This window comes from Alcaligenes sp. GW821-FHT11D07 (assembly GCF_058808495.1).
Genome location: NZ_JBXART010000001.1, coordinates 180,291 through 204,787, shown reverse-complemented (window position 1 = coordinate 204,787; position 24,497 = coordinate 180,291). Strand labels below are relative to the sequence as shown.

The window sequence follows — 24,497 nt, the reverse complement described above, 5'->3', positions numbered from 1 at the left end:
TTGTGTGTATGCCAGATAAACAGCCTCTGACAAGCAACTGGATTGACCCCGATCTTCAAGAGGAGGTTTTGTCAGGGCAAATGCGGGGAGACATTGTCCGCATGATGATGCGCCAGTTTGATGTCTATATGGAAGCCAATAAACACGAACTGGCTCACGAAGCAGGCTTGAGCCTGAACGAATATAAAGCACTGGAATTTGTACTGGAGCTAAAACCGCTATCACCTGGCAGGCTGGCCCAGCTGCTGCATCTTAGCCCCAGCGGCGCCCACGCCTTGATCTCTCGATTGGAGCAATCAGGGTATCTGACGCGCCGGCCACATCCTCGTGATGGGCGCATGACCAGCCTCTATCCGAATCAGGAACGCTGTAAACGCTTGATCGCTAATATGGAACACGCTGCACAGCACATTATCAGCGCCACCGCTCAACAAAATCCGGGACAGTTGATTGCCCTTTACGATTTTTTGATCAGCAGCATTGCCCATTTACGTGATGATGCGCTGGACCGACTCAAACGAAAATCTGGCTAAAGACCAGAGCCCTGTTTCTTGCTGTTTTGCCCACCAGTGCTCCTGGTGGGTTTTTTTTCGGTGCGCTTGCCCTTTTTGTCTATGTGCCTGCCTACCCAGCCAAACGGCCCCATGCTACAAAAGACACTGGTCGGCGTAGCTGGCTTATTCATCGCTAAAACCGTAAGGATTTGTTCATGAAACTCTCTGTACTGATTGCCGCCCTGCGCTTGCGTCATCTGGCAGGGGCTGCACTGCTGTCCAGTTCTCTGGCAGCCTATGCGATGCCCGCTGGACTGGCTCAAGGTCCCTCTGTCGAAGGCGTCACTCAATACACGCTGGACAACGGCCTGCGCCTTGTTCTGGCCCCTGACGACTCCAAGCCCACCACTACCGTCAACATGACCTATCTGGTCGGGTCTCGCCACGAAAACTACGGCCAAACTGGCATGGCCCACCTGCTGGAGCACATGCTGTTCCGCGGCACACCCACCTTGCGCAACGCCTTGGGGGAGTTTTCCAAACGCGGACTGGAAGCCAATGGCACTACCTCCAGTGACCGTACCAATTACTTTGCCAGCTTTGCTGCGGACCCTGAAACCCTGAAGTGGTATCTGGACTGGCAGGCCGATGTCATGGTCAACGCCCTGATCGACAAACAAGATCTGGAAGCGGAAATGCCCGTGGTGCGCAACGAGATGGAAAGCGGTGAGAACAGCCCGTTCCGAGTCTTGATGCAAAAACTGACAGCCGCCGCCTACCAATGGCACAGCTATGGCAAGACCACCATTGGTGCTCGTTCGGATGTGGAGAACGTGGATATTGAACAGTTGCGCAAGTTCTACCACGACTACTACCAGCCCGATAACGCAGTTCTGTTTGTGACTGGGCAGTTTGACACCGAACAGACCCTGGATACCATCGCCAAAGCCTTTGGCTCCATCCCCAAACCTAGCCGTACCCTGCGCCCTGAATACACAGTTGAACCAGTCCAGGATGGCACCCGTACGGTTACCTTGCGTCGTCATGGTGGTGCACCGATCATTATGTCGCTGTACCACCTGCCCAGCGCTGCCAGCCCGGAGTATATGGACTTAAGCCTGGGGGTCAGCGCCTTGGGCGATACCCCTAGCGGGCAGTTGTACAAGAATCTGGTCAACAAGCAGTTGGCCACCAGCGTCTTTAGCTTTGACTCTGAAAGCCACGATCCCGGCTATGCCCTGTTTGGCGCCGAGCTGAAACCGGATATGGATCAGCAAAAAGCCTTGAAGGCCATGAATGACACGCTGGAAGGACTGGCCAAGTCGCCCTTGAAAGACACTGACCTGGAACGGATTCGCAGCCAGTGGATGACGGGCTGGACCCAAACCTATGCCAACCCTGCCAGCCTTGCCAGCGCCTTGTCCGAGGCCGCTGCCAGCGGCGATTGGCGTTTGTTCTTCTTGCAACGCGACCGGGTAGAGGCAGCCAAGCTACCCCAGGTTCAAAAAGCACTGGAAACCTGGCTAGTAGCCAGCAACCGCAGCAACGGCCTGTACATTCCCACTGAGAAACCCGTCCGGGCACCCGAGGCCACCACCGTTGATGTCGCCAAGGTGTTGCAAGACTACGCAGGCAAAGACACCGGCAAAGCAGTCGAGGCCTTTGACCCTAGCCCTGCCAACATCATGGCCCGCACGGATTTACAGCCTTTGTCCCTGGGTAAGGATTTGGGCGAAGTGAAAATGGCCTTGCTGCCAAAAGGCACTCGTGCCGAGCGTGTGGAAGCCCGTTTGTCCTTGAAGTTCGGCTCACCTGATCAGCTCAAGAACCAAACGGCTGCAGCCGCGGCTGTAGCCAGCTTGCTCAGCACGGGAACCAAAAAACTGAACCGGGAAGAAATCTCGGATCAGTTCACCGCTTTGCAGACTCAATTCAGTACCAGCGGCTCGAACGGCCGTCTGTACCTGAGCCTGTCGTCTACCCAGGAAAATCTGCCTAAAGCGATTGCCCTTGCCCTGGATGTATTGCGCAACGCCAGCTTCCCTGAAGATGAGCTGCACAAGTATCAGCAAGCCGTTGTCACGCAATTGAAATCGGCCAGCACCGAGCCGGCCGCCTTGGCCAGCCAAGAGATTGAACGCTATACCAACCCATGGCCCAAAGACGACATCCGCTACACCCCCAGCTTTGAAGAAGGCATAGAGCGGGTTCAGGCCTTGACGATCAAGCAGGTACGGGACTTTCATCAGAAATTCTACGGTGTGGGCGATGTTGCCTTTAGCGCCGTGGGTGACTTTGATAAAGAGCAGGTTCGCAAAGCACTGGCAGACGGTTTGAAGGGCTGGCGTAAAGCCCCCCCCTATCAGCGCCCTGATGACCCCTTGCAATCCGTTGCTCCCAAGCAGTTTGATATCAACACCCCGGACAAGGCCAATGCCTTTTACCTGGCGGATCTGGGCCTGAAGTTGCAAGACAGTGATGCGGACTTCCCAGCGGTGTATCTGGCCAACTACTTGTTAGGTCTGTCCGAGACTTCTCGCCTGTGGAACCGCGTGCGGGTGGAAGACGGCCTGTCCTACAACGTACGTAGCCAGGTGGATGCTTCCAGCTTTGAGCCTCATGGTTCGTGGACGGTCTATGCCATCCATGCTCCTAGCAATAGCGAAAAACTGGGCAACACCATTGAAGAGGTGCTGACGCAAACACTGAAAGATGGCTTTAGCGAGCAAGAGGTCAAGGAAGGCATCAACGCCTTGCTGAACTACCGCCGTTTGTCGCGCAGCCAGGACACCGTCGTCAGCAGCGCATGGCTGAACTATCTGGATCTGGGCCGCAGCTTTGAATGGTCCGAGAAGATGGATCAAGACTTGCAAAAGCTCAATGCCGAGCAAGTCAATGCCGCTCTTCGCAAGTATCTGAAGCCCAAGGACATGGTCATCGCAGTAGCGGCAGACCATGAGCGCCAGAAGTCTGGAGCAGCACCGGAGCCGGAAGCCGAGCCAGTGGCCCCAGCCCCCCTGGATGCACAACCTTGATCCAGATAGCCCGCACTGTGCAGGCATAAAAAAAACCCGGTACTTAGGTACCGGGTTTTTTATTTACTCATCCCAGGATTCAGGAAAAGAAGCTCTTGACCTTGTCCGTCCAGGATTCGCTTTTGGGCGAATGCTTCACGCCACCATCACTCAAAGCCTGCTCAAACTGACGCAGCAACTTCTTTTGCTCTTCGTTCAGACGCACAGGCGTTTCGATTTGAATGTGGCAGTACAAATCACCCGGGTAGCTAGAGCGCAGGCCCTTGATACCCTTGCCACGCAAGCGGAAGGTTTTGCCAACCTGCGTGCCTTCAGGAATAGTGATTTCGCCCCGACCGGTCAAGGTCGGCACTTCCACTGTTCCACCCAAGGCAGCGGTGGTAAACGGAATGGTCAGCTCGCAGTGCAAGTCCTCGCCATCACGCTGGAAAATGCCATGTGGCTTGATGCGGATTTCCACATATAAGTCACCGGCAGGTCCACCGTTGACACCCGGCTCGCCGTTGCCGCTGGAGCGGATACGCATACCGTCATCAATACCGGCTGGAATCTTGACCTGCAAGGTCTTGGTTTTCTTGACCTTACCTTCGCCGTGACATGCCACGCAGGGATCAGGAATTTCCTTGCCGCTGCCATGACATGTCGGGCAGGTCTGCTGCATGCTGAAAATGCCCTGCTGCATGCGGACTGCGCCACTGCCTTGGCAAGTGCGGCAAGTCTGTGCAGAGGTTCCAGGCTTGGCACCCGTACCCGAGCAGGTATCGCAGTTTTCCCAGCTAGGCACACGGATCTCGGTATCAAAACCGGCCGCCGCCTGCTCCAGGCTGATGTCCAGCGCATAGCGCAAGTCCGCACCGCGATAGACCTGAGGGCCACCGCCGCGACGACCGCCGCCACCACCGAAGATTTCGCCAAAAATATCACCAAAGGCGTCTGCAAATCCGGCCCCGCCCATGCCACCACCCATACCGCCCATGCCAGCATTGGGATCGACTCCGGCATGACCATAGCGGTCATAGGCTTCGCGTTTCTGTTCGTCGGACAGGATCTCGTACGCTTCCTTGGCTTCCTTGAACTTTTCCTCGGCGTCCTTGCTATCCGGATTACGGTCAGGGTGGAACTTCATGGCCAGTTTGCGATACGCCTTGCGGAGTTCATCCTGCGTCGCATTCTTGGCCACACCGAGAATTTCGTATAAATCGCGTTTTGCCATGTTTGATTAACGACGTACAAACGCCGCTGATTGAATAATAATGCCCGATCTCCAGCGTATGCCGCCAAAGATCGGGCCAGGGAACCTTACTCAGGCTCGCAAATTACTGATCGCGTTTGACTTCTTTAAAGTCAGCATCGACCACGTTCTCGTCGGCGGGCTGTTGAGCCGTACCTTCAGCGCCTTCCTGTGCAGCTGCTTGAGCCTGCATGTCGGCGTACATCTTTTCGCCCAGCTTTTGCGAGGCCACACCCAAGGCTTCGACCTTGGCATCGATGGCTTCCTTATCGCCTTCTTTCAGAGTTTCCTCCAGATCAGCGATAGCCTTTTCGATGGCTTCTTTCTCTTCCGCTTCCAGCTTATCGCCGTATTCGGTCAGAGACTTGCGGGTCGAGTGGATCAACGCTTCTGCTTGGTTGCGAGCAACGGCCAGTTCAGCGATGCGGTGGTCTTCCGCTGCGTTGACTTCGGCATCTTTCACCATGCGTTCGATCTCCTCGTCGGACAAACCGGAGTTTGCCTTGATGGTGATCTTGTTCTCTTTGCCAGTGCCCTTGTCTTTAGCGGACACGTGCAAGATACCGTTGGCGTCGATGTCAAAAGTCACTTCAATCTGAGGCAGGCCACGCGCTGCTGGTGGAATACCTTCCAGATTGAATTCGCCCAATGCCTTGTTACCGGCAGCGATCTCACGCTCGCCCTGGAACACTTTGATGGTCACAGCAGGCTGGTTATCGTCAGCCGTGGAGAACACTTGCGAATGACGCGTAGGAATCGTGGTGTTCTTCTGGATCATCTTGGTCATGACGCCGCCCAGAGTTTCGATACCCAGGGACAGAGGAGTCACGTCCAGCAGCAAAACGTCAGTACGGTCGCCCGACAACACGGAACCTTGAATGGCAGCACCTGCGGCCACTGCTTCGTCCGGGTTGATGTCTTTGCGTGGTTCGCGACCAAAGAACTCTCTAACGCGCTCTTGGACCTTAGGCATACGGCTCATACCGCCGACCAGGATCACGTCGTCGATTTCCGAAACCTTCACGCCTGCATCCTTGATGGCAACGCGGCAAGGCTCGATCGTGCGTTCGATCAGGTCTTCAACCAGCGCTTCCAGCTTGGAGCGAGTGATCTTCAGGTTCAAGTGCTTAGGACCGGATGCATCTGCCGTAATGTAAGGCAGGTTGATTTCGGTCTGCTGCGTCGAAGACAGCTCGATCTTGGCTTTTTCAGCGGACTCTTTCAGGCGCTGCAAGGCCAGCACATCTTTGGACAGATCAACGCCGCTTTCTTTTTTGAACTCGTCGATGATGTAGTCAATGATGCGTTTGTCAAAGTCCTCGCCACCCAAGAAGGTGTCACCGTTGGTCGAGAGCACTTCAAACTGTTTCTCGCCGTCCACGTCTGCGATTTCGATGATGGACACGTCAAACGTGCCGCCACCCAAGTCGTACACAGCGATCTTGCGATCACCCTTTTCAGCCTTGTCCAGACCGAAAGCCAAAGCAGCAGCGGTTGGCTCGTTGATGATGCGCTTGACGTCCAGACCGGCAATGCGACCTGCGTCTTTGGTTGCCTGACGCTGGCTGTCGTTAAAGTAAGCGGGCACAGTAATCACGGCCTCGGTTACTTCTTCGCCCAGGTAGTCTTCTGCAGTTTTCTTCATCTTGCGCAAGATGTCGGCAGACACTTGCTGAGGAGCCATCTTCTTGCCTTGAGCTTCCACCCATGCGTCGCCGTTATCGGCAGCCACAATGGTGTAAGGCACGTGATCGATGTCTGTCTGTACTGCTTTTTCTGTGAACTTACGACCAATCAAACGCTTAACAGCGAAGATGGTGTTCGTAGGATTGGTGACTGCCTGGCGTTTGGCAGGAGCGCCAACCAGGATTTCGCCGTCCTGCATGTAAGCCACGATGGAAGGGGTCGTGCGACCGCCTTCGGCATTTTCGATAATACGAACCTGGTCACCGTCCAACACCGATACACAGCTATTGGTGGTTCCAAGGTCAATACCAATGATTTTGCCCATGATTTTTTACCTGACTAAAAGATTGATTGCGAAAGCAAATTGTTTGATGAAATGCATATGGGGAACAGTCCGCACATTTCAAGAGCAGCAGCCTAATTTTTTTAACAGTATCAGCGGCAAATCCAATAAATACGCCCAATGGGCACTGTAATACCGGATTAGCCGCCGACACCGTCAGGCTGGCTCAATGCATTACTTAGGGGCAGATACCATCACCAAGGCGGGGCGCAACACGCGATCCGAAATGGTGTAACCCTTTTGCAGCAACTGAGCGACCGCGCCTTCCTCGAATTCCGACGGTACGGCCGAAATTGCCTGGTGCAGATGCGGGTCAAACTTGTCACCGGCTTGCGGTGCCACTTCTTTCAGACTATTGCGCTCAAAGGCCTTGTTCAACTGGCGCAAGGTGGTTTCCACACCTTCTTTCCAGGTTTCCGTGCTCTGCTCGGTCTGGGCCAAAGCAGCTTCAAGACTGTCACGCACAGGAATCAGGCTTTCTGCAAAAGACTCCGTGCCAAATTTGCGAGCTTTCGAGACATCATCTTCCGCACGGCGACGGATGTTTTCCACTTCAGCCTTGGCGCGCAGCAACTGGTCGTAGTACTGCGACACTTTTTCCTGAGCCTGGGCCAATTCGGTAGCCAGATCTGCCGAGCTTTCTTCGGGCTGTTGGCCCAGAATCTCTGGCTGATCTTGCTCGACAGCACCTTGCTGTGCCTGTTCAGGCGTGTTTTCTGTCACTTCCCCGTCCAGAGGCTTATTAGGATCGGCATGTGTAGCCATTCGCTTGATCTCCACTACATGAATTCGTTGATCGCATGAAAATGGGGGCATCTGCCCCCAGTTCAAGACCCTCAGTCGTATTTTGCTGGCCTGGGCTTTAAAAAACCCGAACAAGGCCATTAACCCGGCACCAGACGACCGGGTAACCAGCCCCCTAAATGCTGCACAGCCAAGCGTCCCAAGCCTTCCACCCATTGCGGATCAGCATTTAAGCAAGGGATGTAATGGAACTCTCGGCCGCCCTCTTCAAGGAAGGCGTCGCGGCATTCCACCTGAATTTCTTCCAAAGTTTCCAGGCAATCAGCCAGAAAACCGGGGCATACCGCATCCACTCGGCCTACGCCTTGTTTGCCCCACTCGCGCAAGGTGGGCTCGGTGTAGGGCTCCAGCCAGCGCTGGGCACCGAAACGGCTTTGAAAAGCCATATGCACCTCTACCGCTGGTTCATCCAGCGCAGCACGCAAGGCATCCGCCGTCTCGCGGCAATCACGGTAATAAGGGTCGCCCAGTTCCACACAACGGCGCGGCAGGCCATGAAAGCTCAATAGCAAGCGCTCTGGTTTGCCATGTTCATCCCAATAGCGGCGAATCTGAGCCGCCAAAGGGCCGATGTAATCCGGGTGAGTGTGATAGCGCTTAATAAAGCGCAGTTCGGGCTGATTGCGCTGCTTTGCCACATGGCTGGCCACGCAATCGACCGCAGTCGCGGTGGTGCTGGCGGCATATTGCGGATACAGAGGCAGGGTCAGAATCCGTTCGCAACCAGCGGCCTTCAATTTATCCAGACCACTGGCAATCGACGGATTACCGTAACGCATGCCCAGCTCCACTTTCACATCGTGGCCCTGCGCTTGAAGCAGCTCTTGCAAACCATCGGCTTGTGCCTGGCTGTAAACCAGCAAAGGCGCGCCGTCTTGCAGCCAAATGTCCTTGTAGCGCGGCGCCAGCTTGGAGGGCCGGCGCGGCAAGATAAACAGTCGCAGAATAATCTGCCAGACCGGCTGGGGAATTTCGATGACGCGCGGGTCGGACAAAAACTCACCCAGATAGCGACGAATCGACGCTGCATCTGGCTGATCGGGCGTGCCCAGATTAACCAGCAAGATACCGATAGGCCCGGCCTCGCGTACCGGAGCCTTGGCATTGAACATGTCGGCGTCCGGCGCTTCGGGCAAATAAGGAGAGGCAAACAACTTGGGCATGATGATAGATACGTTAGACAGCCAGCTTGCCTTTCACCCCATAACAGGGCCAAGGCTTATCCATTAACTGGCAGAGTGATGGCTCAAGGCATTGGACAATAGCCGGGCCGTAATGTCCACGATAGGGATCACACGATCATACGCCATCCGTGATGGCCCGATCACACCCAGCGTGCCCACGACCTTGCCATCCACCCCATAGGGCGCAGTGATGACAGACACATCGTCCAAAGGCAATAACTGGGAATCCCCACCGATATAAATTTGCACACCGTCGGCCTGACTGGAGACATCCAGCAGATGCAGCAAATCGGTCTTTTTCTCGAACAAAGAGAACAGACGCCGCAGACGGTCCATATCAGCGACCATTTCCGTGACATTCAAAAGCTTGCTTTCACCAGCGATCACAACCGCTTCTTCGCTATCAGGCTGGTGGCTGCCCACGTCAACGGCCTGCTGCATCAGTCGGGAGATATCGACCTGCAAGGTATTGAGTTCCTGAGACAAGGCCAGCTTGACCGACTCAAAGGACATGCCCGAGAAATGCTGGTTGAAAAAATTACTGGCCTCGACCAGTTCCTGTTCCAGATAATCACGTGGCACAAACAAAATACGGTTTTGCACGTCACCATCCGGGGTGACGATAATCAGCAACACCCGCTTGTCAGACAAACGGATAAATTCAATCTGCCTGAAAGTCTGAGCTTTTTTAGGGGCCAATACCACACCCGCAAACTGCGACAAGTTCGACAGCAAAGACGCGGCGGAATTGACCGCACGAGTAGGCTCGTCAAACGGCAGATATTGGCTAAGGTTACGGGCATCGGGCCGCTCGAAACGTTCGGCCGCCAAGAGGCGATCCACAAACAAGCGATACCCTTTGGGCGTGGGAATGCGCCCCGCCGAGGTGTGGGGGCTATGAATCAGGCCCAAGCCTTCCAGCTCGGCCATCACATTGCGTATGGTGGCCGGGGAAAAGTCAAAAACGGTGGATAGGGTACGAGACCCTACCGGCTGACCGTCGGCAATATAGCGCTCGATCAGCACCTTTAACAAGGCGTTTGCTCTGTCATCCATGTCGCGTACGTCACTTAAAAACACCAGCTCTGCATGATAAAGGGGAGATTCTTACAGCCAAGCCTATAGTGGCAACTCTATAATCCATTTATCGCCATTATTTCATTAATCTTAAGGTTTTCGCCCCATGCATTTCAAAACGGTTGCCATTGTTGGCAGATATCAGGACTCCGGCTTGGATGCACCCATCCGATCGCTGGCCAAAACCCTGGTCAACACTGGTTGCTCGGTACTGCTGGAGGCCGACACTGCCCGTAACGCCGGGATTACCGAATTCCCGCTCTGTGATTATGCCCAAATTGGCGAACGCGCTGATTTGGCCATTGTCATGGGGGGTGACGGCACCATGATAGGCGCTGCCCGCGAATTAGCCCACAGTAAAGTTCCACTGATTGGCATCAACCACGGCCGCCTGGGCTTTATTACCGACATCCCTTTGAATGATGCCAACGACGCACTGCTGAGCGTCTTGAATGGCCAATACGATATTGAAGAGCGCTCCATGCTGGAGGGGCGCGTGGTACGGGACGGCGAAGTCCTGTATTCGGGCGTGGCTCTAAATGACGTGGTCATCAACCGTGCCGGCCGCGGCGGCATGATCGAGCTGCGCGTCGAACTGGATGGTGTTTTCATGTACCGTCAGCGTTCTGACGGCTTGATCATCTCCACCCCGACCGGCTCAACGGCCTACGCCCTGGCCGCCAGCGGTCCTTTGCTGCACCCTTCGGTCAATGCCTTCTTGCTGGTGCCCGTGGCACCACAAACCTTGTCCAATCGCCCCATTGTCTTGCCTGACAGCGGCACCTTAAATCTGACGATTACCGCACTGGGCCGTGTCGAATCCGGTGGCAGTGTGCACTTTGACATGCAAACCTGGTCAGACTGTCAGCAAGGTGACCGCATTGATGTGCGCCGGGCGCAGAACACATCGCGCTTCATCCATCCCAAGGGCTATAGTTTTTTCTCCACCTTGCGCCAGAAGCTGGGTTGGAACCACATCCCGCTGCCTAACGACGACAACGAATAAACCCCTATGCTCCGTACCCTGCACGTTCGAGACTTTGTGATCGTGGATCAAGCCACGATTGATTTCGAAACCGGCTTCACGGTATTTTCCGGTGAGACCGGCGCTGGTAAATCGATTCTGATTGATGCGCTCTCCCTGGTTCTGGGCGCACGAGGCGATGCCAAAGCCATACGCGAAGGCTGCTCGCGCACGGAAGTCAGCGCGCACTTTAGCTGCGAACAACACATTCAAAGCTGGTTGAGCGAACGCGATTTTGATGTTTCAGAGGAACTGATCTTGCGTCGTCTGATTGATCAGCAAGGTCGCAACCGCAGCTATATCAATGGCAGTGCAGCAACCTTGACTCAATTGCGCGAGCTGGGCGAACTGCTGGTAGATATCCACGGCCAGCACGCCCACCAGAGCCTGATGAACCCACAAAGCCAGTACGACTTGCTCGACAGTCAGGGCGGCCACTTGGCGCTGGCACGTCAGCTGGCCCAGGCTTGGCAGCAATGGAGCCAGGCACGTAAAGCGGTTGAACAGGCCAGCCAGAGTGCCGAGCAAGGCAAACGCGAACAAGAGCGTCTTGAATGGCAGATCAATGAGCTGTCCAGCTTGAATCTGCGCCAAGGTGAGTGGGATCAGCTGCAACAAGAACACACTCGCCTGTCCCACGCCCAAGCGCTGATCGATGGCAGTGCCTTGGCTTTAAACGCACTGGACGGCGAAGACACATCGGTACAGCAGTTGCTGGGCAAAGCCAGCCACGAGATGAACGCTCTGCTACGCCATGACCCTGGCTTGAAAGCAATTGTGGATGCGCTGGAGTCTGCCCAGATTGCCGTCACTGAAGCAGCCTCGGACTTGAACAGCTATTTAAGCGACATGGATCTGGACCCTGAGCGTCTGGCCCAGGCCGAGGAACGGGTATCGGCCATTTTCGGCGCGGCCCGCAAGTTGAAGGTGGAGCCAGAGGCACTGCCGTCTCTGCTGGAAAGCTGGCAGGAGCAGTTAGCGCAATTGCAGCAATCATTTGATTTGGAAGCGTTGCAGGCTAAGGCCCAACAAGCAGAACAGCATTATCAGGACCTGAGCAGCAAGCTGAGCGCCGCACGGCGTAAAACCAGCGTGCAGTTGGGCAAGCAAGTGAGCCAAGCCATGCAATCCATGGCCATGCAGGGTGGCCGCTTTGAAGTTGCGCTGACGCCCTGCGCCCCCCAGGTTCACGGGGTGGAGCAAGTTGAATTTCTGGTGGCCGGTCATGAGGGGGTAACACCACGCCCTCTGGCCAAAGTGGCTTCAGGCGGTGAACTAGCCCGAATTTCGCTGGCGCTGTCGGTGATTGCCAGCCAGGCAGCACGTGTGCCGACCTTGATCTTTGACGAAGTGGATACGGGTGTGGGCGGTGCGGTGGCCGAAGTGGTGGGACGTTTGCTGCAAGAGCTGGGTGCACGCCATCAGGTTCTGTGTGTGACCCACCTGCCTCAGGTAGCTGCCTGTGGCAATCATCACCTGAAAGTAGAAAAGACGACCGAGCAGGGTCAGACCTTTTCCTCAATCCATCCTTTGACGCAAGACGAACGAGTAGACGAAATTGCTCGTATGTTGGGTGGCCTGGAAATTACGCCAACGACACGTGAACATGCACGCGAAATGTTGGAGCGCCAGCGCTAATCAGATGTGAACGCTTTTAAAAGTGCAAGTTAGACCACCAGCGCCGATGGCATCTGGTGGTTTTTTTATCCGGCCCTGATTGGCCCTGCGGCATGGATCTGACTACTCTTTGTTTTTTCAGGATGCCATCTTGGCGACCCTGCCCCCAATCATCAGATCCCGCGCCAGCGGGCACAGCATCAAACCAGATTAGCTACGCGAGGTAGGCTTGGCCTGCTTGCCCGCTTCCGAGCACTTGGGGCAAATGCCGTACAACAACATCGTGTGGCTCTCCAGCACAAAGCCGTGGTCTTTGGCGACCTGGTGCTGGCGGGCTTCGATATCGCTATCGGTAAATTCTTCTACAACGCCGCAATTGGTGCAAATCAGGTGATCGTGGTGATCGCCGTCGTTCAGTTCAAATACGGCTTTGCCACCGTCAAACTGGCTGCGCACCAAAATACCGGCCTGCTCAAATTGGGTCAGCACGCGGTATACCGTTGCCAAACCAATATCGACTTCCTCGGCGATCAGCAGGCGGTATACGTCTTCTGCGCTCAGATGTCGTTGACCGTCCTGATCGGAGCGGCGAAAAATATCCAGAATCTTCAGGCGCGGAAACGTCGCCTTAAGCCCCATGTTCTTCAGTTCATTTTGATCGTTCATGGCTAAATTATCGCATCTTGATGGGGATGGGTCTCAAGTCCGGTTCTGGCCTGAAACCAGGCCGTCTTGAGGCGGTTCAATGCGCAATTCATGCGCTTTTTCCTAAACCCTTATATGATAACGATTTTATTCCTACTGGGGCATTTCGTGCAGAAGAAGGCAAATTCATTCACTCCTGTCATCCGCGCCATACTCGCAGCCAGCTTGGCTGCCGCAGCCCTGAGCGCCTGCGGATCCTCTAAATGGGGCTTTCCGTACCGCGCCGACGTCCAACAGGGGAACTGGATTACCGCCGAGCAAGTCGCTCGTCTGCAAGCCGGGATGACTCGCGAACAGGTACGCTATCTCTTGGGCTCTCCCACTTTGCAGGATATTTTCCATGCAGATCGCTGGGATTACCCTTACCTGAACAAACCTGGCTACGGCAAACCCGAGCAGCGCACGTTTACTGTCTGGTTCGAGGGTGACACCCTGGTTCGCTGGCAAGGCGACGAACAACCGGACCGCCAGCCGTTCGAGCGCAGCGACACCGGCAAAGCTCACACACCGCCACCGGCTGATGCCCAGGAAAGCGTTCCTACGCCTACGGTCACCGGCACTCAGCCCACGCTTTAAGTTAAGGACACTGGATTCATGCGCATTGCCATTGCTGGCGCAGACGGCCGTATGGGCCGTATGCTGATTGAAGCTGTTTTGAACAGTACTGACCTGACTTTGGCCGTTGCCCTGGACCGTCAAGGCTCCAGCTCCATCGGTCAGGATGCAGGTGCTTTTTTGGGCAAAGACACGGGCGTCTTAATTACGGATGACCTTGATGCCTTGGCCCATGCCGACTGCCTGATTGATTTCACTCGTCCTGAAGGCACGATGCTGCACCTGGATGCGTGCCTGCAGCACGGCACCCGTTTGGTGATTGGCACAACTGGTTTTTCGGAAGCTGACAAGCAGGAAATTATGGCGGCTGGTCGCGAGATCGCTGTTGTCTTCGCCCCGAACATGAGCGTAGGCGTCAATGCCACTTTGAAATTGATTGAGCTGGCAGCTGCCTTGCTGAATCAGGGCTATGACGCTGAGGTTTTTGAAGCTCATCACCGTAACAAGGTGGATGCTCCGTCGGGAACGGCTTTAGCGATGGGTGAGGCAATCGCCAAGACCTGGGGCGAGTCCTTGAATGAGGTGGCCGATTGGGCTCGTCACGGTCTCACTGGCGCCCGTCAGGATGGCCGTATCGGATTTTCTGTGCTGCGCGGTGGTGACATTGTGGGTGACCACACGGTATTTTTCTGCGGCGAAGGTGAGCGTATCGAGATTTCTCATCGCTCTACCAGCCGTGCTGGCTATACCAACGGCAGTTTGCGTGCCGCCCGTTTTCTGGGTGACAAAAGCACGGGGCTGTTCAGCATGCAGGATGTGTTGGGGATTTAAGCGTTTGGGCGCTCCTGCACGTAAAGCCGGCTTTCGAGCCGGCTTTTTTGTTTCTATGGTCGGTTTCTTGCTCATACATGCAGGATGCCCTTGTCGAATACTGATGCTGACGCTATGGCTGCCATGTGCAATGGTGACGTTTTTTCAGGGCTATTGGGGCTTAGTCAGTAGCGACGCCGCTGTAGGGCGCTTTTTTCTAAAGTTCGGGGAAAAATGTGAGCTGAGAAAAGGATCTGAGAAGACACCTGTCAGGTCCTGCGGAGGGGGGCAGGGCTGAGCTCTTGCCGGTGCTGCGCACCGGTGCCCTTGTCCAGCTATGGCTACGGGCGCACCTTGAACTCGTCCGGTGCTTTGTCCACCGGACAAAGCACAAGCGCCGGACTCAAACAGCAAGGTGCTTGCACCCCTGCGCCATACCCGAGCCGCGGCAAGCCCTCTGACCCGCCCTGCCCCCCTCCGCAGGACCTGACGGGCTCATCACAACAGCAGCCTAGCCATAGCCATAGCCATAGCCATAGCCATAGCCATAACGTTTAGCTTAGGGGCTTTTGGCTTTTGAACAACAGCCTCCTGCTTCTTCAAAGTGGCAGAACTATGTCAGTGCTCTGGTTTTCTGAGCTCTGCCTTTCTCAGGTTCTTTGCCCGCCAGTTCGGCACTTAGCCTGAACAACCCAAGGTTTCACCTGCTCATTCACCAATCCCTAGAAGGTTCGCTGGACGACTCTCTGGCCCTACCCCTCGGTTTTCCCTGCTTGACGTAAAAAAAAATACCACTAATATGTTAGTTGGATATTTAAAAAATAAACCTTTCTGCAGGAGACACATATCATGATGAGCGAACGCCAACGCAAATTCCGCGAGGAATACAAATCTAATATCAGCCCCGCTTACAACGGTATTCTTCACGTTGTGGTGACTTATATCGTGGGTTTGGCTGCGATTTTTTACAGCGTCGGGAAGCTGGAACAAGTGGGTTGGGAATGGCTGATTGTTATTCCCGTTTTCTTGGCAGGCAACTTTGTTGAATGGGCCATGCATCGCTATGTCATGCATCGCCGCATCAACGTTTTTGGCCTACGGGAAATTTACGAGCGCCACACCCGCCAGCATCATCAATACTTTACGGACAATGAAGCCACGATTGATTCCAGCAAGGAGTTTCGTATCGTGTTTTTCCCATGGCGCGTGTTGGCCACACTGGGCGTAGGCGGTGGACTGTTGGGCTGGCTGGCGGCAACCGTCATCAATCCTAATGCAGGCTATTTTGTCTTTATGACGATGGTGGCGCAGTACCTGATATACGAGGCCTTTCACTACTGCTGTCATGTGCATGAGAACAGCTTTGTGCGCAATATGCCTTTCATTAATACGATTCGCCGCCACCATACCGCGCACCACAATCAGGGCATCATGATGAAGTACAACATGAACCTGACTTTCCCTATTGCGGACTGGGCCATGGGCACTACGGATCTGCGTCGCGGGCTGCTGGGCCATCTGTTTAACGGCTATAGCGAAAAGCACGTTAAAGAAGAGCTCAAGCCCATCATTCGCCGCTTCCGCTTTGAAGACACCGGCGACACCACAGACGGCCCCGCCTTGCAAAAAGATGAGCAGCACGCTTTGCAGCGTGGCCTGACCGGCTAAGTCCGGCAGCTTGCTTACAAGCTGGAGATCAAGGTCGTGCGGGCAAGTTCTTCGATGTAGTCCATCAACAGGTCCAGGCTCTGACCCGCCTGGTCCATATCGCCCTGCGCAATGGTCATCGCCAAATTGGCATGCAGCCTGCCGATTTCCGACAGATCCGGATTTTGCTGATAGTGGCAGAACCAGAAACGTCGCGACAGGCCATGCAGCAGGCGCATCGCCCCTTCGGCAAACTCGTTACGCGCCGCCGCGATCTCCAGTTCATTCAAACGCCGGTCCGCCCCAATAAAACTGACTTCATCGTTTTGGGCGGCGGCTTCCAGGAAAGCATCATGCAAGCTTTTGAACTGCTCGCGTTGCTCTCGCGTCGCCCGTCGTGCCGCACTTCGGCAGATCAGGCGTTCGACTTCACGTCGGGTCTCGATCAGACGCAATTGCTTGGGCATATCCAGCTCTGGAATCAACAGCCCGCGTTGCGGCAAGACCAGCATCAAGTGCTCGCGCGCCAAGCGCTGGATAGCCTCCCGAATGGGCGTGCGGCCAATCTCGAACATCTGGCTCAAGGTCAGTTCCGACACGATGCTGCCCGGCGGCAACTTCAAGGTAATGATGGCCTCTTCCAAACGCTCGTAAGCAATGTCCGTGAGCTTGGGCTTGGGCTCCGTCAAGGCCTTGATATCCAAGGCGTCCTCTTGAGTCTGCCCCTTCGTTTTCCCCGCTACCTTCTGCTTGCTTGTGACCATGTTGACCATGCCTTTAAAACGCAACGTTTGCTGCTAACACCCAACTTCTGACGCCTGTCACAACCCGCTGTGTAGGGGTCTATGTGCCGGCAACACCTCATATCTTAGTTGTATTTATCTACTGCAGGAAGCGACATGAGCACAGCATCTGATTTACATCCAGGCACCATCATTGCCATTCATGGCATTCAAGGCACACACCGCAGTTGGTTGCCTGTTGTACAGGCCAGCCAAGCCAGCCATTCCTGGTGCACCCCGGACTTGCGTGGCCGCGCAAAAGCGGCACGCGGTGCCTCGCTAGAGGACTACGCCTTGGACTGCTTTGTGCAGGATTTGCGATCAAGCATAGAGGCTCTGCCCCAAGATGCGCCCTATGTGTTGGCAGGCTGGAGTTTAGGCGTATCCATTGTTCTGCAGAGCTATCTGACCCTATTAAAAGAACAGGCCTCGCTCCCTAAGGCTCTGATCTTGTTGTCTGGTACGGCAAGTTTAAAAAACACGCAGTGGTTTCATGCCCAAGAGACTTCTGCCCTGCTGCAGGAAATTGCTGAACGAGAACAACGGCTGGGTTTGACTGAAGCGGCGGGCCATCAAGACGTTGCCTGGACGTGGTTAGCCAACCGTCATCACGACCTCTACGAGCAATTACCCGATATCCAGATTCCTGCTCTGCTCATCCACGGAGAGCAGGATCAGGACTGCCCCCTCTCTCACGCGCAGCTTCTGGCGCAGAACTTAGCGCAAGCCCGTTTGCACATCCTACCCAATGCCGGACACAGCATTCTGGGCTCTCATAGCGCCCAGATTGCCTCCCTGGTAGACAGCTTTTGCTCCCACCACCTTTCAAGGACCTCCCCATGAACGACCATGTTTTCTTCTGTCCCCCAGCCCGCACGCTGATGGGCCGTGGCTGCCGTCACGAGCTCCCCGCCCTGATTGCTCACCTGGGCTGGCGTCGGGGCCTGCTTATCACCGATCGTTTCTTTACCGTCCAGACCAACTGGGTTCAAGACCATATCAATGCATGTCGAGAACTGGGTATTGAAGTCGTGGTATTTGACGGAGGCGCACCCGACCCATCAACGACCTTGTGCGATCAGGCCGCACTGCAGATACGGGCTCACTTGGCGGGGCATCCCGCAGATCACGTCATCGCTTTAGGTGGCGGCAGCAATATTGACCTGGCGAAGGCGCTCTGCCTGACCGTCCCCACAGGCGCCGCCATACAGACCTATAGCGGCCCCTGGCCCGCCAATACCCAGCCTTTGCCCTTGATCGCTCTGCCCACCACCTCGGGGACTGGCTCCGAGGCCACTCCTGGTGCCATTCTTGTGGACCCGGACAATGCCACCAAAATCGCCGTCATGGGCAATGCACTGCGCCCTGCCATCGCTGTCATTGATCCCGAGCTTAGCGATAGCTGCCCGCCCCGCGTCACCGCTGACGCAGGCATTGACGCCCTGACCCACGCCATCGAATCCTTTGTGACGCAAGACGCCCGCGACTTTGATCGTGCAGGCAGCCCAGACCCTGGCTATAGCGGCCGCTCCCCTCTGACGATGATGTTTGCGCGCGAATCCATACGTCTGTGTGGCGAGTTCATGTTGCGGGCCTACCGCGACGGCACAGATACCGCAGCGCGCGATGGCATGGCCAGCGCCAGCTACTACGCAGCCTTGTCCTATGGCACCGCAGGATTGAACGCCGTACACGGTATTGCCTATGCGCTGGCCGGTCTGACCCATCAGTCTCATGGCACAACCAATGCCGTTCTGCTGCCGTATGTGCTGGATGAGCTGCGCCAGACCCGTACGTCCGAACTACTGGAAGTCGCACAACTGCTGGGAATGCCTCAAGGCGATCCGGCCGATACCTTGCAGGCCTTGCCCGTATATGTACGTTCGCTGGTGGAGTTGCTGGACATCCCCTCTGATCTGAGCCAATGCGGCGTGCAAGAAGAACAACTGGAACGCTTGCTGACGGACGCCCTGCAAGTTACTCGCCTAGCCAAAGCCTTCCCCGTGGCTGACTGCGTCAGCGCCTATCAACGCATCATTCGCCATGCCTTTGAAGGCACCTTGGCCGGAGCCGTCGTCAGCACTTAATTAGCTTGCTAAGTAGATACCATTATTTAATCCTGAAATAAATACCACTAGTATCCATGTAATATATCAGTAGAACAAAAGGCCTGCCCTGGCCTGAAAAGGCAGGCCACCTACCTATAAAACCCGCCACAAGAGCGGACTGACAGGAGACACCTATGACCGCCAAGCATCACCCCAATGTGGCTAATCGCCTTGAGCGATTACCCATGACGCGTTATCAACGCATGCTGTTCGGAATTATCGCTACTGCCTGGTTCTTCGATTCAATGGATCTGGGCATCATGACTTTTGTTTTAGGTTCCATCAAAGCAGAAATGGGGCTCAGCACCGCTCAGGCGGGGATGTTGGCCAGTTCCAGTTTTCTAGGGATGTTTTTAGGGGCTGCCATTGCCGGCATGCTGGCTGACAAGTATGGCCGCAAGCCGGTTTTTCAATGGAGCATGATTTTCTGGGGGGTGGGCAGCCTGGCCTGTGGACTGTCGCAAAACATCGAGCAGTTGATGGCGTTTCGGGTTTTGCTGGGCTTTGGCATGGGGATGGAGTTTCCAATTGGCTTGGCAATGGTCTCAGAAATCGTCCCTGCAAAAAGCCGGGGGCGCTACATTGCGATTCTGGAAGGGTTTTGGCCATTGGGCTTTATCAGCGCAGGCATCCTGACCTACCTGTCTCTGGATTACATAGGCTGGCGTGGCATTTTCATCGCCCTGTCTGTTCCAGCCTTATTCGTGTTTGTAATTCGCCGCTGCGTGCCTGAATCTCCCCGCTGGCTGGAAGAAGCTGGCCATAACGAGCGAGCCGAACAAGTCACCAGTGCCTTTGAAAGCAAAGTGATACAAGCCAATGGTGGCCTTGCCTTGCCCTCCCCCCTGCCGCCTACACCTATCGAACGCTTAGACCGGGGCGCTTTGTTCTCCCAACTGTGGCAAGGTCAGTACGCGCGCCGCACCCTGATGCTCTGGATGCTGTGGTTCTTCTCTTTATTGGGCTACTACGGCCTGACTACCTGGTTGGGTGCCCTGTTGCAGCAAGCAGGCTATGAAGTCACCAAGTCTGTGACCTACACCATCTATATTTCTCTGGCCGGTATCCCTGGATTCATCTTCTCGGCCTGGCTATTGGAAAAATGGGGCCGCAAAGCAACCATGGTCTTGATGCTGATGGGAAGTGCGGGCTGTGCATTTATCTACGGCCATGTCGCCACCAGCCAGGCACCCGTCGCTCAATTGATTGGCGCTGGTTTGTGCATGCAGTTCTTTATGTTTGGCATGTGGTCCGTCTTGTATGCCTACACGCCGGAACTGTACCCAACACGTACACGCAGCACAGGTGCAGGCTTTGCTTCCTCCATAGGTCGCTTGGGTTCGCTGCTCGGACCATTGCTGGTGGGTTTCATCCTGCCTTGGACTGGGCACACAGGAGTCTTCACACTGGGCGCAATTTCGTTCTCCATTGCCGCTTTAGTCGTGATTGCTTTGGGTGTCGAAACGAAAGGTCGATCTTTGGAAGAAGTGTCAGCCTGACAAGAATCAGTGACATGCTTCTTGACTGACTCAAGCGGCAAGAGGCCATGAAAAAACCCCGTGTTGGCACGAAAAGCCAACACGGGTTTTTTCAATATCTAATGACCAGGCTTATTGGCTCTGGGCGTCATCGCTCAGATCAACCTGTATACGGCCATCCAGCACATCGTGCGCTCGTTCACGATCAACATCTCCTTCCCAGGCCCCCACCACTACCGTACCCACGCAATTTCCAATCAAGTTGGTCAAGGCACGCGCCATTCCCATAAACCAGTCCACTGACAACACCAGCACCAAACCAATGGCCGGGATTGCAGGCACCGCACTCAAGGTGGCCGCCAAAATCACAATCGCCGACCCTGGCACACCGTGCGCCCCTTTGGAGGTCAACATGGAAATCAGCAAAATGGTCATCAGATCAATGAAGGACAAGGGCGTATTCGTAGCCTGCGCAATAAACACGGCCGCCAAGGTCAGGTAGATCGAAAATCCATCCAGATTGAAGGAGTAGCCCGTAGGCACGACCAAGCCTACCGTTGATTGCTTGATACCCATCCGTTCCAGCTTGCGCATCACTTGTGGCAATACAGCGTCGGATGAAGCCGTACCCAAAACAACCAGCAGCTCTTCTCGCAAGTATTTCAACAATTTGAAGATGCTAAAGCCGATCATACGCAAGATCAGGCCCAACACACCCACCACAAAAATGGCGCAAGTGACATAAAACAGCACCACCAGCAAACCCAGCTTGCCTAAAGTTCCCAAGCCGTATTGCCCCACCGTAAAAGCCACCGCACCCAGCACACCCAAGGGAGCCAAACGAACAATGAAACCAATAATCTTAAAAAACACGTGCGACAAGGTCTCGACTGCGGACGCCACCGGACGGCCACGCTCCCCCAGCAAGGCCACTGCCAGACCAAACAAAATGGCTATCAGCAAGACCTGCAGAATGTCGCCAGAGGCAAAAGCATCAACAAAAGTCGTCGGGATGATCTTCATTAAAAAGCCGACCGTATCCGTACTTTGCTCAACCCGCGAGGTGTAAGCCGCCATCGCGCTGGCATCCAAAGTGCTGGGGTCCACATTCATGCCATGGCCCGGCGTAAAAAAGTAACCCAACAAAATACCCAGGGCCAAAGCAAAGGTCGTGACCACTTCAAAGTAAACCAGGGCCTTGATGCCAACGCGCCCCACCTTTTTCAAGTCACTGCTGCCACAAATCCCGTGCACCACCACGCAGAACACCAAAGGAGCCACGATCATCTTGATGAGCTTAATGAAACCATCACCCAAGGGTTTCAGCGACGCAGCAAACTCCGGCCAGATCACGCCCACCAGCACCCCCACTATCAACGCCACAATGACCTGGCCGAACAAAGTTCTGTATAAAAACCGCATCGCTGTCTCCTGTGTTTGGTATGGACTACCGCTTGTTTTTCATCACCATTAACTGATCTGAAATTTCATCTGACATGTCAGAATATATTCAATATGAAATACCGAATATAATTAAAATCGAATACGAAGAAGCAGTCGTAAAAACCCCTACAAGTACAAAACGGAGACGCTAAATGAGTATTCCCTCCTCCTCAGACGACACCTTGTTAGCCACACAAGCGTTCCAGGCGTTTCGTCATTTATTGGCTACAGGACAGGTGCGTGCAGGGCAGATGGTCTCCATGGCCGAGCTCATGAAATTAAGCGACTTCCCGCTGGCGCCGGTGCGCGAGGCCGTCAAGCGTGCCGCTGCGGCTGGACTGGTATCCATCCTGCCCAAACGAGGGGTGCTGGTTTTGGAGGCCACAACGGAAGCGCTACGGGAATGTTTCCAATTGCGCTGCGTATTTGATCAGGAGGGGGCCAGGATTTTGGCAAGCGGAGCTAAAGCGCCGGCATTAAATAGCTTACGTAGCAAGCACGAGAAAATCCTGGAGCAAGCTCAAAGCGGCATCGTCAATACGGCTTTGCAGATTCAGGCGATGGAGGTGGACTGGGCACTACACCGCTATTTGGCACAGGCCTTGCATAACCGCTCTGCCATGACGATTTACGAAGAAAACTGCGATCGCATCAACGTGTTGCAGCATTCGCGCCGCCCACTGCCCGAGCGCATCGTCCCTGCCATGACAGAGCATCTGCAGATATTGGACTCATTGCAAGCGGGTGATCCTGAAGCGGCGATGAATGCCGTGCGCCACCACCTGGCGCAAACACTGCGCTGGTGGGGTGCGGCCCAGACCTAGGTCACTACAACCGGCTCTTGCTCCAGCTCTACCCCGAAACGCTCCCGGACGGAGGCGCGAATAGCCTGGGCCAATCGTTCAATATCATGGGCTGTTCCGCCACCATGATTAACCAGCACCAAGGCTTGCCGATCATGCACTCCAACAGCACCGTCACGCTGGCCTTTCCAACCGCATTGGTCAATTAACCAGCCTGCGGCTAATTTGCACTGGCCCTGTCCAAGCTCATACGAGACCAGATTGGGCCACTGCAGCTTGAGAGCATCGCGCTGTTCTGTCTGCACAAGCGGGTTTTTGAAAAAACTCCCGGCATTGCCTAGCACTTGGGGATCGGGCAGTTTTTGACGGCGAATATCGCAGACCGCCTGGAAGATCGTATGCGGGTCCGGCTCTCCCGCCAGATGCGCCTGCTTATTCAAATCCGGGTACTCCAGCACAGGCGTCCATTTCCGCGGCAAGGCAAAGCGAACCGCCAGAATCAGCCAGCTACCCGCGGGATCGTGCTTGAAACGACTGTCTCTATAAGCAAAGCCACATTCTGCTGCGGACAATTCCAGTTGCCTGCCCTCTTTAAAGCTCCAGGCCAGAACACTATGTACTCGTTGCTCCAGCTCCAGGCCGTAAGCACCAATATTTTGCACAGGAGATGCGCCTACCGTGCCAGGAATCAAAGCCAGATTCTCTAACCCCGGCCAGCCCTGGTTCAAACAGTGCAGCACGAAGTCATGCCAGCATTCACCCGCCTGCGCTTCCACAATATAGGCGTGGTCTTGCTCGGCCAGTAAACGGATGCCTTTGCTTTGAACTTTGATGACCAGAGCATCGACCTGCTCGGCCAGCACCACATTGCTGCCACCACCCAGAACAAAAACACGTGTGCCCTGCTCGACCAGCGATTGCAAGGCAGGCAGCTGGGTAACATCGTCATACACCATGAGCTCGCGAGCATGACTGCTCAATCCCAAGGTATTAAAGGAGCTCAAATCCACATTACGCTGCCTGTCCACGGCCCTGTTCCACGATCAAAGAAAGCAATAAGCATAGCTCGGACAGGCGAATTTCCGGGAAAAATTACAGAATCTATTGACAAGCCAACTCCACCCAGTCTATAGTTACGTTCTTGCTTAGGGCGGCGTCAGTTTCGCAGCGGAAAAGCAGTTTAAAGATGTGCAGTTTTGTCAGACAGTTCTGGTTATAAAGCATTAGCAAAAACCAAAATATGCTTGACAAAAAAATACAGCTACTCTAAACTAGCTTTCTTTACTTGATAAGCACTAGCTAACAAGTAAAACGCTGAAAAACAGATTAAAACTCTGCTTGAAAGCAAACAATCTGCAAAGCAGATATGCGGGAGTAGCTCAGTTGGTAGAGCGCAACCTTGCCAAGGTTGAGGTCGCGAGTTCGAGACTCGTCTCCCGCTCCAGATTCCTAAGGGAAGCCTAGGCTTCCCTTTTTAATCGACCACGGCGCAATGGCAGAGTGGTTATGCAGCGGATTGCAAATCCGTCTAGGTCGGTTCGATTCCGGCTTGCGCCTCCAGTAATTCTGGTCACAAGTCGGTAGTGCAGTAAAAATGCGGGAGTAGCTCAGTTGGTAGAGCGCAACCTTGCCAAGGTTGAGGTCGCGAGTTCGAGACTCGTCTCCCGCTCC

At 54.8% G+C, this 24,497-nt stretch carries 20 protein-coding genes and 3 tRNA genes; 14 read left to right on the top strand and 9 right to left on the bottom strand.

Annotation, left to right across the window (positions count from 1 at the left end; all coding sequences use genetic code 11):
* Positions 1-8: 8 nt before the first annotated feature.
* Together AC1RSM_RS00910 and AC1RSM_RS00905 are read left to right on the top strand one after the other, a co-directional pair.
* On the top strand, positions 9-533 hold the full coding sequence (locus tag AC1RSM_RS00910) for a MarR family winged helix-turn-helix transcriptional regulator (protein WP_492928564.1): 525 nt from the start codon (positions 9-11) through the stop codon (positions 531-533).
* A 176-nt stretch (positions 534-709) separates the two neighbouring features.
* Positions 710-3,529 (top strand): M16 family metallopeptidase, encoded by a 2,820-nt coding sequence (locus tag AC1RSM_RS00905; RefSeq protein WP_492928562.1) that lies wholly within the window; start codon positions 710-712, stop codon positions 3,527-3,529.
* Positions 3,530-3,608: 79 nt separating this feature from the next.
* Here the strand turns inward: AC1RSM_RS00905 and dnaJ are convergent, their stop codons facing one another.
* From dnaJ to hrcA, 5 genes are all read right to left on the bottom strand, one after another.
* Positions 3,609-4,742, bottom strand: a complete 1,134-nt coding sequence (dnaJ, locus tag AC1RSM_RS00900) for a molecular chaperone DnaJ (protein WP_492928561.1) — start codon at positions 4,740-4,742, stop codon at positions 3,609-3,611.
* A gap of 103 nt (positions 4,743-4,845) precedes the next feature.
* A complete protein-coding gene (dnaK, locus tag AC1RSM_RS00895; protein WP_492928559.1) occupies positions 4,846-6,771 on the bottom strand; it encodes a molecular chaperone DnaK in 1,926 nt (641 codons plus the stop codon).
* A gap of 192 nt (positions 6,772-6,963) precedes the next feature.
* Positions 6,964-7,554 (bottom strand): nucleotide exchange factor GrpE, encoded by a 591-nt coding sequence (gene grpE, locus AC1RSM_RS00890; RefSeq protein ID WP_492928557.1) that lies wholly within the window; start codon positions 7,552-7,554, stop codon positions 6,964-6,966.
* A gap of 119 nt (positions 7,555-7,673) precedes the next feature.
* Positions 7,674-8,756: a ferrochelatase gene (gene hemH, locus AC1RSM_RS00885; RefSeq protein WP_492928556.1), complete on the bottom strand. Its 1,083-nt coding sequence runs from the start codon at positions 8,754-8,756 to the stop codon at positions 7,674-7,676.
* 63 nt (positions 8,757-8,819) lie between these two features.
* Complete coding sequence (gene hrcA / locus AC1RSM_RS00880; RefSeq protein WP_492928554.1) at positions 8,820-9,833, bottom strand: heat-inducible transcriptional repressor HrcA; 1,014 nt, start codon at positions 9,831-9,833, stop codon at positions 8,820-8,822.
* A 127-nt stretch (positions 9,834-9,960) separates the two neighbouring features.
* Here hrcA and AC1RSM_RS00875 point away from each other — a divergent pair, with 127 nt between their 5' ends.
* Complete coding sequence (locus AC1RSM_RS00875; protein WP_492928553.1) at positions 9,961-10,860, top strand: NAD kinase; 900 nt, start codon at positions 9,961-9,963, stop codon at positions 10,858-10,860.
* Positions 10,861-10,866: 6 nt separating this feature from the next.
* On the top strand, positions 10,867-12,516 hold the full coding sequence (gene recN, locus AC1RSM_RS00870) for a DNA repair protein RecN (RefSeq protein ID WP_492928552.1): 1,650 nt from the start codon (positions 10,867-10,869) through the stop codon (positions 12,514-12,516).
* A gap of 189 nt (positions 12,517-12,705) precedes the next feature.
* Here the strand turns inward: recN and fur are convergent, their stop codons facing one another.
* Positions 12,706-13,161, bottom strand: coding sequence for a ferric iron uptake transcriptional regulator (gene fur, locus AC1RSM_RS00865; RefSeq protein ID WP_492928550.1), 456 nt, complete (start codon positions 13,159-13,161; stop codon positions 12,706-12,708).
* Between the two features lie 114 nt (positions 13,162-13,275).
* On the opposite strand from fur, the gene AC1RSM_RS00860 reads away from it, so the two are divergent.
* The 3 genes from AC1RSM_RS00860 to AC1RSM_RS00850 all read left to right on the top strand — a co-directional run bounded on the left by AC1RSM_RS00860 (position 13,276) and on the right by AC1RSM_RS00850 (position 16,233).
* Entirely contained in the window at positions 13,276-13,776 is a 501-nt protein-coding gene (locus tag AC1RSM_RS00860) for an outer membrane protein assembly factor BamE (RefSeq protein WP_492928548.1), read from the top strand.
* Positions 13,777-13,794: 18 nt separating this feature from the next.
* The gene (gene dapB, locus AC1RSM_RS00855; RefSeq protein WP_492928546.1) at positions 13,795-14,586 is read left to right on the top strand and encodes a 4-hydroxy-tetrahydrodipicolinate reductase; all 792 of its coding nucleotides are present in this window, start codon (positions 13,795-13,797) and stop codon (positions 14,584-14,586) included.
* Positions 14,587-15,414: 828 nt separating this feature from the next.
* Positions 15,415-16,233 carry a sterol desaturase family protein gene (locus AC1RSM_RS00850; RefSeq protein WP_492928544.1) on the top strand — a complete coding sequence of 273 codons (819 nt, stop codon included), beginning with the start codon at positions 15,415-15,417 and terminating at the stop codon, positions 16,231-16,233.
* 14 nt (positions 16,234-16,247) lie between these two features.
* Here AC1RSM_RS00850 and AC1RSM_RS00845 read toward each other — a convergent pair whose 3' ends face one another.
* Positions 16,248-16,976 (bottom strand): GntR family transcriptional regulator, encoded by a 729-nt coding sequence (locus tag AC1RSM_RS00845; protein ID WP_492928542.1) that lies wholly within the window; start codon positions 16,974-16,976, stop codon positions 16,248-16,250.
* Between the two features lie 135 nt (positions 16,977-17,111).
* Here AC1RSM_RS00845 and AC1RSM_RS00840 point away from each other — a divergent pair, with 135 nt between their 5' ends.
* The 3 genes from AC1RSM_RS00840 to AC1RSM_RS00830 all read left to right on the top strand — a co-directional run bounded on the left by AC1RSM_RS00840 (position 17,112) and on the right by AC1RSM_RS00830 (position 20,601).
* Positions 17,112-17,837: an alpha/beta fold hydrolase gene (locus tag AC1RSM_RS00840; RefSeq protein WP_492928539.1), complete on the top strand. Its 726-nt coding sequence runs from the start codon at positions 17,112-17,114 to the stop codon at positions 17,835-17,837.
* Positions 17,834-19,081: an iron-containing alcohol dehydrogenase gene (locus AC1RSM_RS00835; protein ID WP_492928537.1), complete on the top strand. Its 1,248-nt coding sequence runs from the start codon at positions 17,834-17,836 to the stop codon at positions 19,079-19,081. Before AC1RSM_RS00840 ends, AC1RSM_RS00835 begins: the two co-directional genes overlap by 4 nt.
* 155 nt (positions 19,082-19,236) lie before the next feature.
* Positions 19,237-20,601, top strand: coding sequence for an MFS transporter (locus AC1RSM_RS00830; RefSeq protein ID WP_492928536.1), 1,365 nt, complete (start codon positions 19,237-19,239; stop codon positions 20,599-20,601).
* 111 nt (positions 20,602-20,712) lie between these two features.
* On the opposite strand, the gene AC1RSM_RS00825 is transcribed toward AC1RSM_RS00830, so the two are convergent.
* On the bottom strand, positions 20,713-22,002 hold the full coding sequence (locus AC1RSM_RS00825) for a C4-dicarboxylate transporter DctA (protein WP_492928534.1): 1,290 nt from the start codon (positions 22,000-22,002) through the stop codon (positions 20,713-20,715).
* Between the two features lie 173 nt (positions 22,003-22,175).
* Between AC1RSM_RS00825 and AC1RSM_RS00820 the strand changes: the two genes are divergently transcribed.
* Positions 22,176-22,847 carry a GntR family transcriptional regulator gene (locus AC1RSM_RS00820; RefSeq protein WP_492928532.1) on the top strand — a complete coding sequence of 224 codons (672 nt, stop codon included), beginning with the start codon at positions 22,176-22,178 and terminating at the stop codon, positions 22,845-22,847.
* On the opposite strand, the gene murB is transcribed toward AC1RSM_RS00820, so the two are convergent.
* Positions 22,844-23,854 (bottom strand): UDP-N-acetylmuramate dehydrogenase, encoded by a 1,011-nt coding sequence (murB, locus tag AC1RSM_RS00815; protein WP_492928530.1) that lies wholly within the window; start codon positions 23,852-23,854, stop codon positions 22,844-22,846. The two genes, AC1RSM_RS00820 and murB, sit on opposite strands and share 4 nt — an antisense overlap.
* A gap of 340 nt (positions 23,855-24,194) precedes the next feature.
* Between murB and AC1RSM_RS00810 the strand changes: the two genes are divergently transcribed.
* The 3 genes from AC1RSM_RS00810 (at position 24,195) to AC1RSM_RS00800 (ending at position 24,495) form a co-directional block, all read left to right on the top strand.
* Positions 24,195-24,270, top strand: a tRNA-Gly gene (locus tag AC1RSM_RS00810).
* A 42-nt stretch (positions 24,271-24,312) separates the two neighbouring features.
* A tRNA-Cys gene (locus AC1RSM_RS00805) sits at positions 24,313-24,386 on the top strand.
* A 36-nt stretch (positions 24,387-24,422) separates the two neighbouring features.
* Positions 24,423-24,495: transfer RNA gene (locus AC1RSM_RS00800), tRNA-Gly, on the top strand.
* The last annotated feature ends 2 nt before the right edge of the window (positions 24,496-24,497 follow it).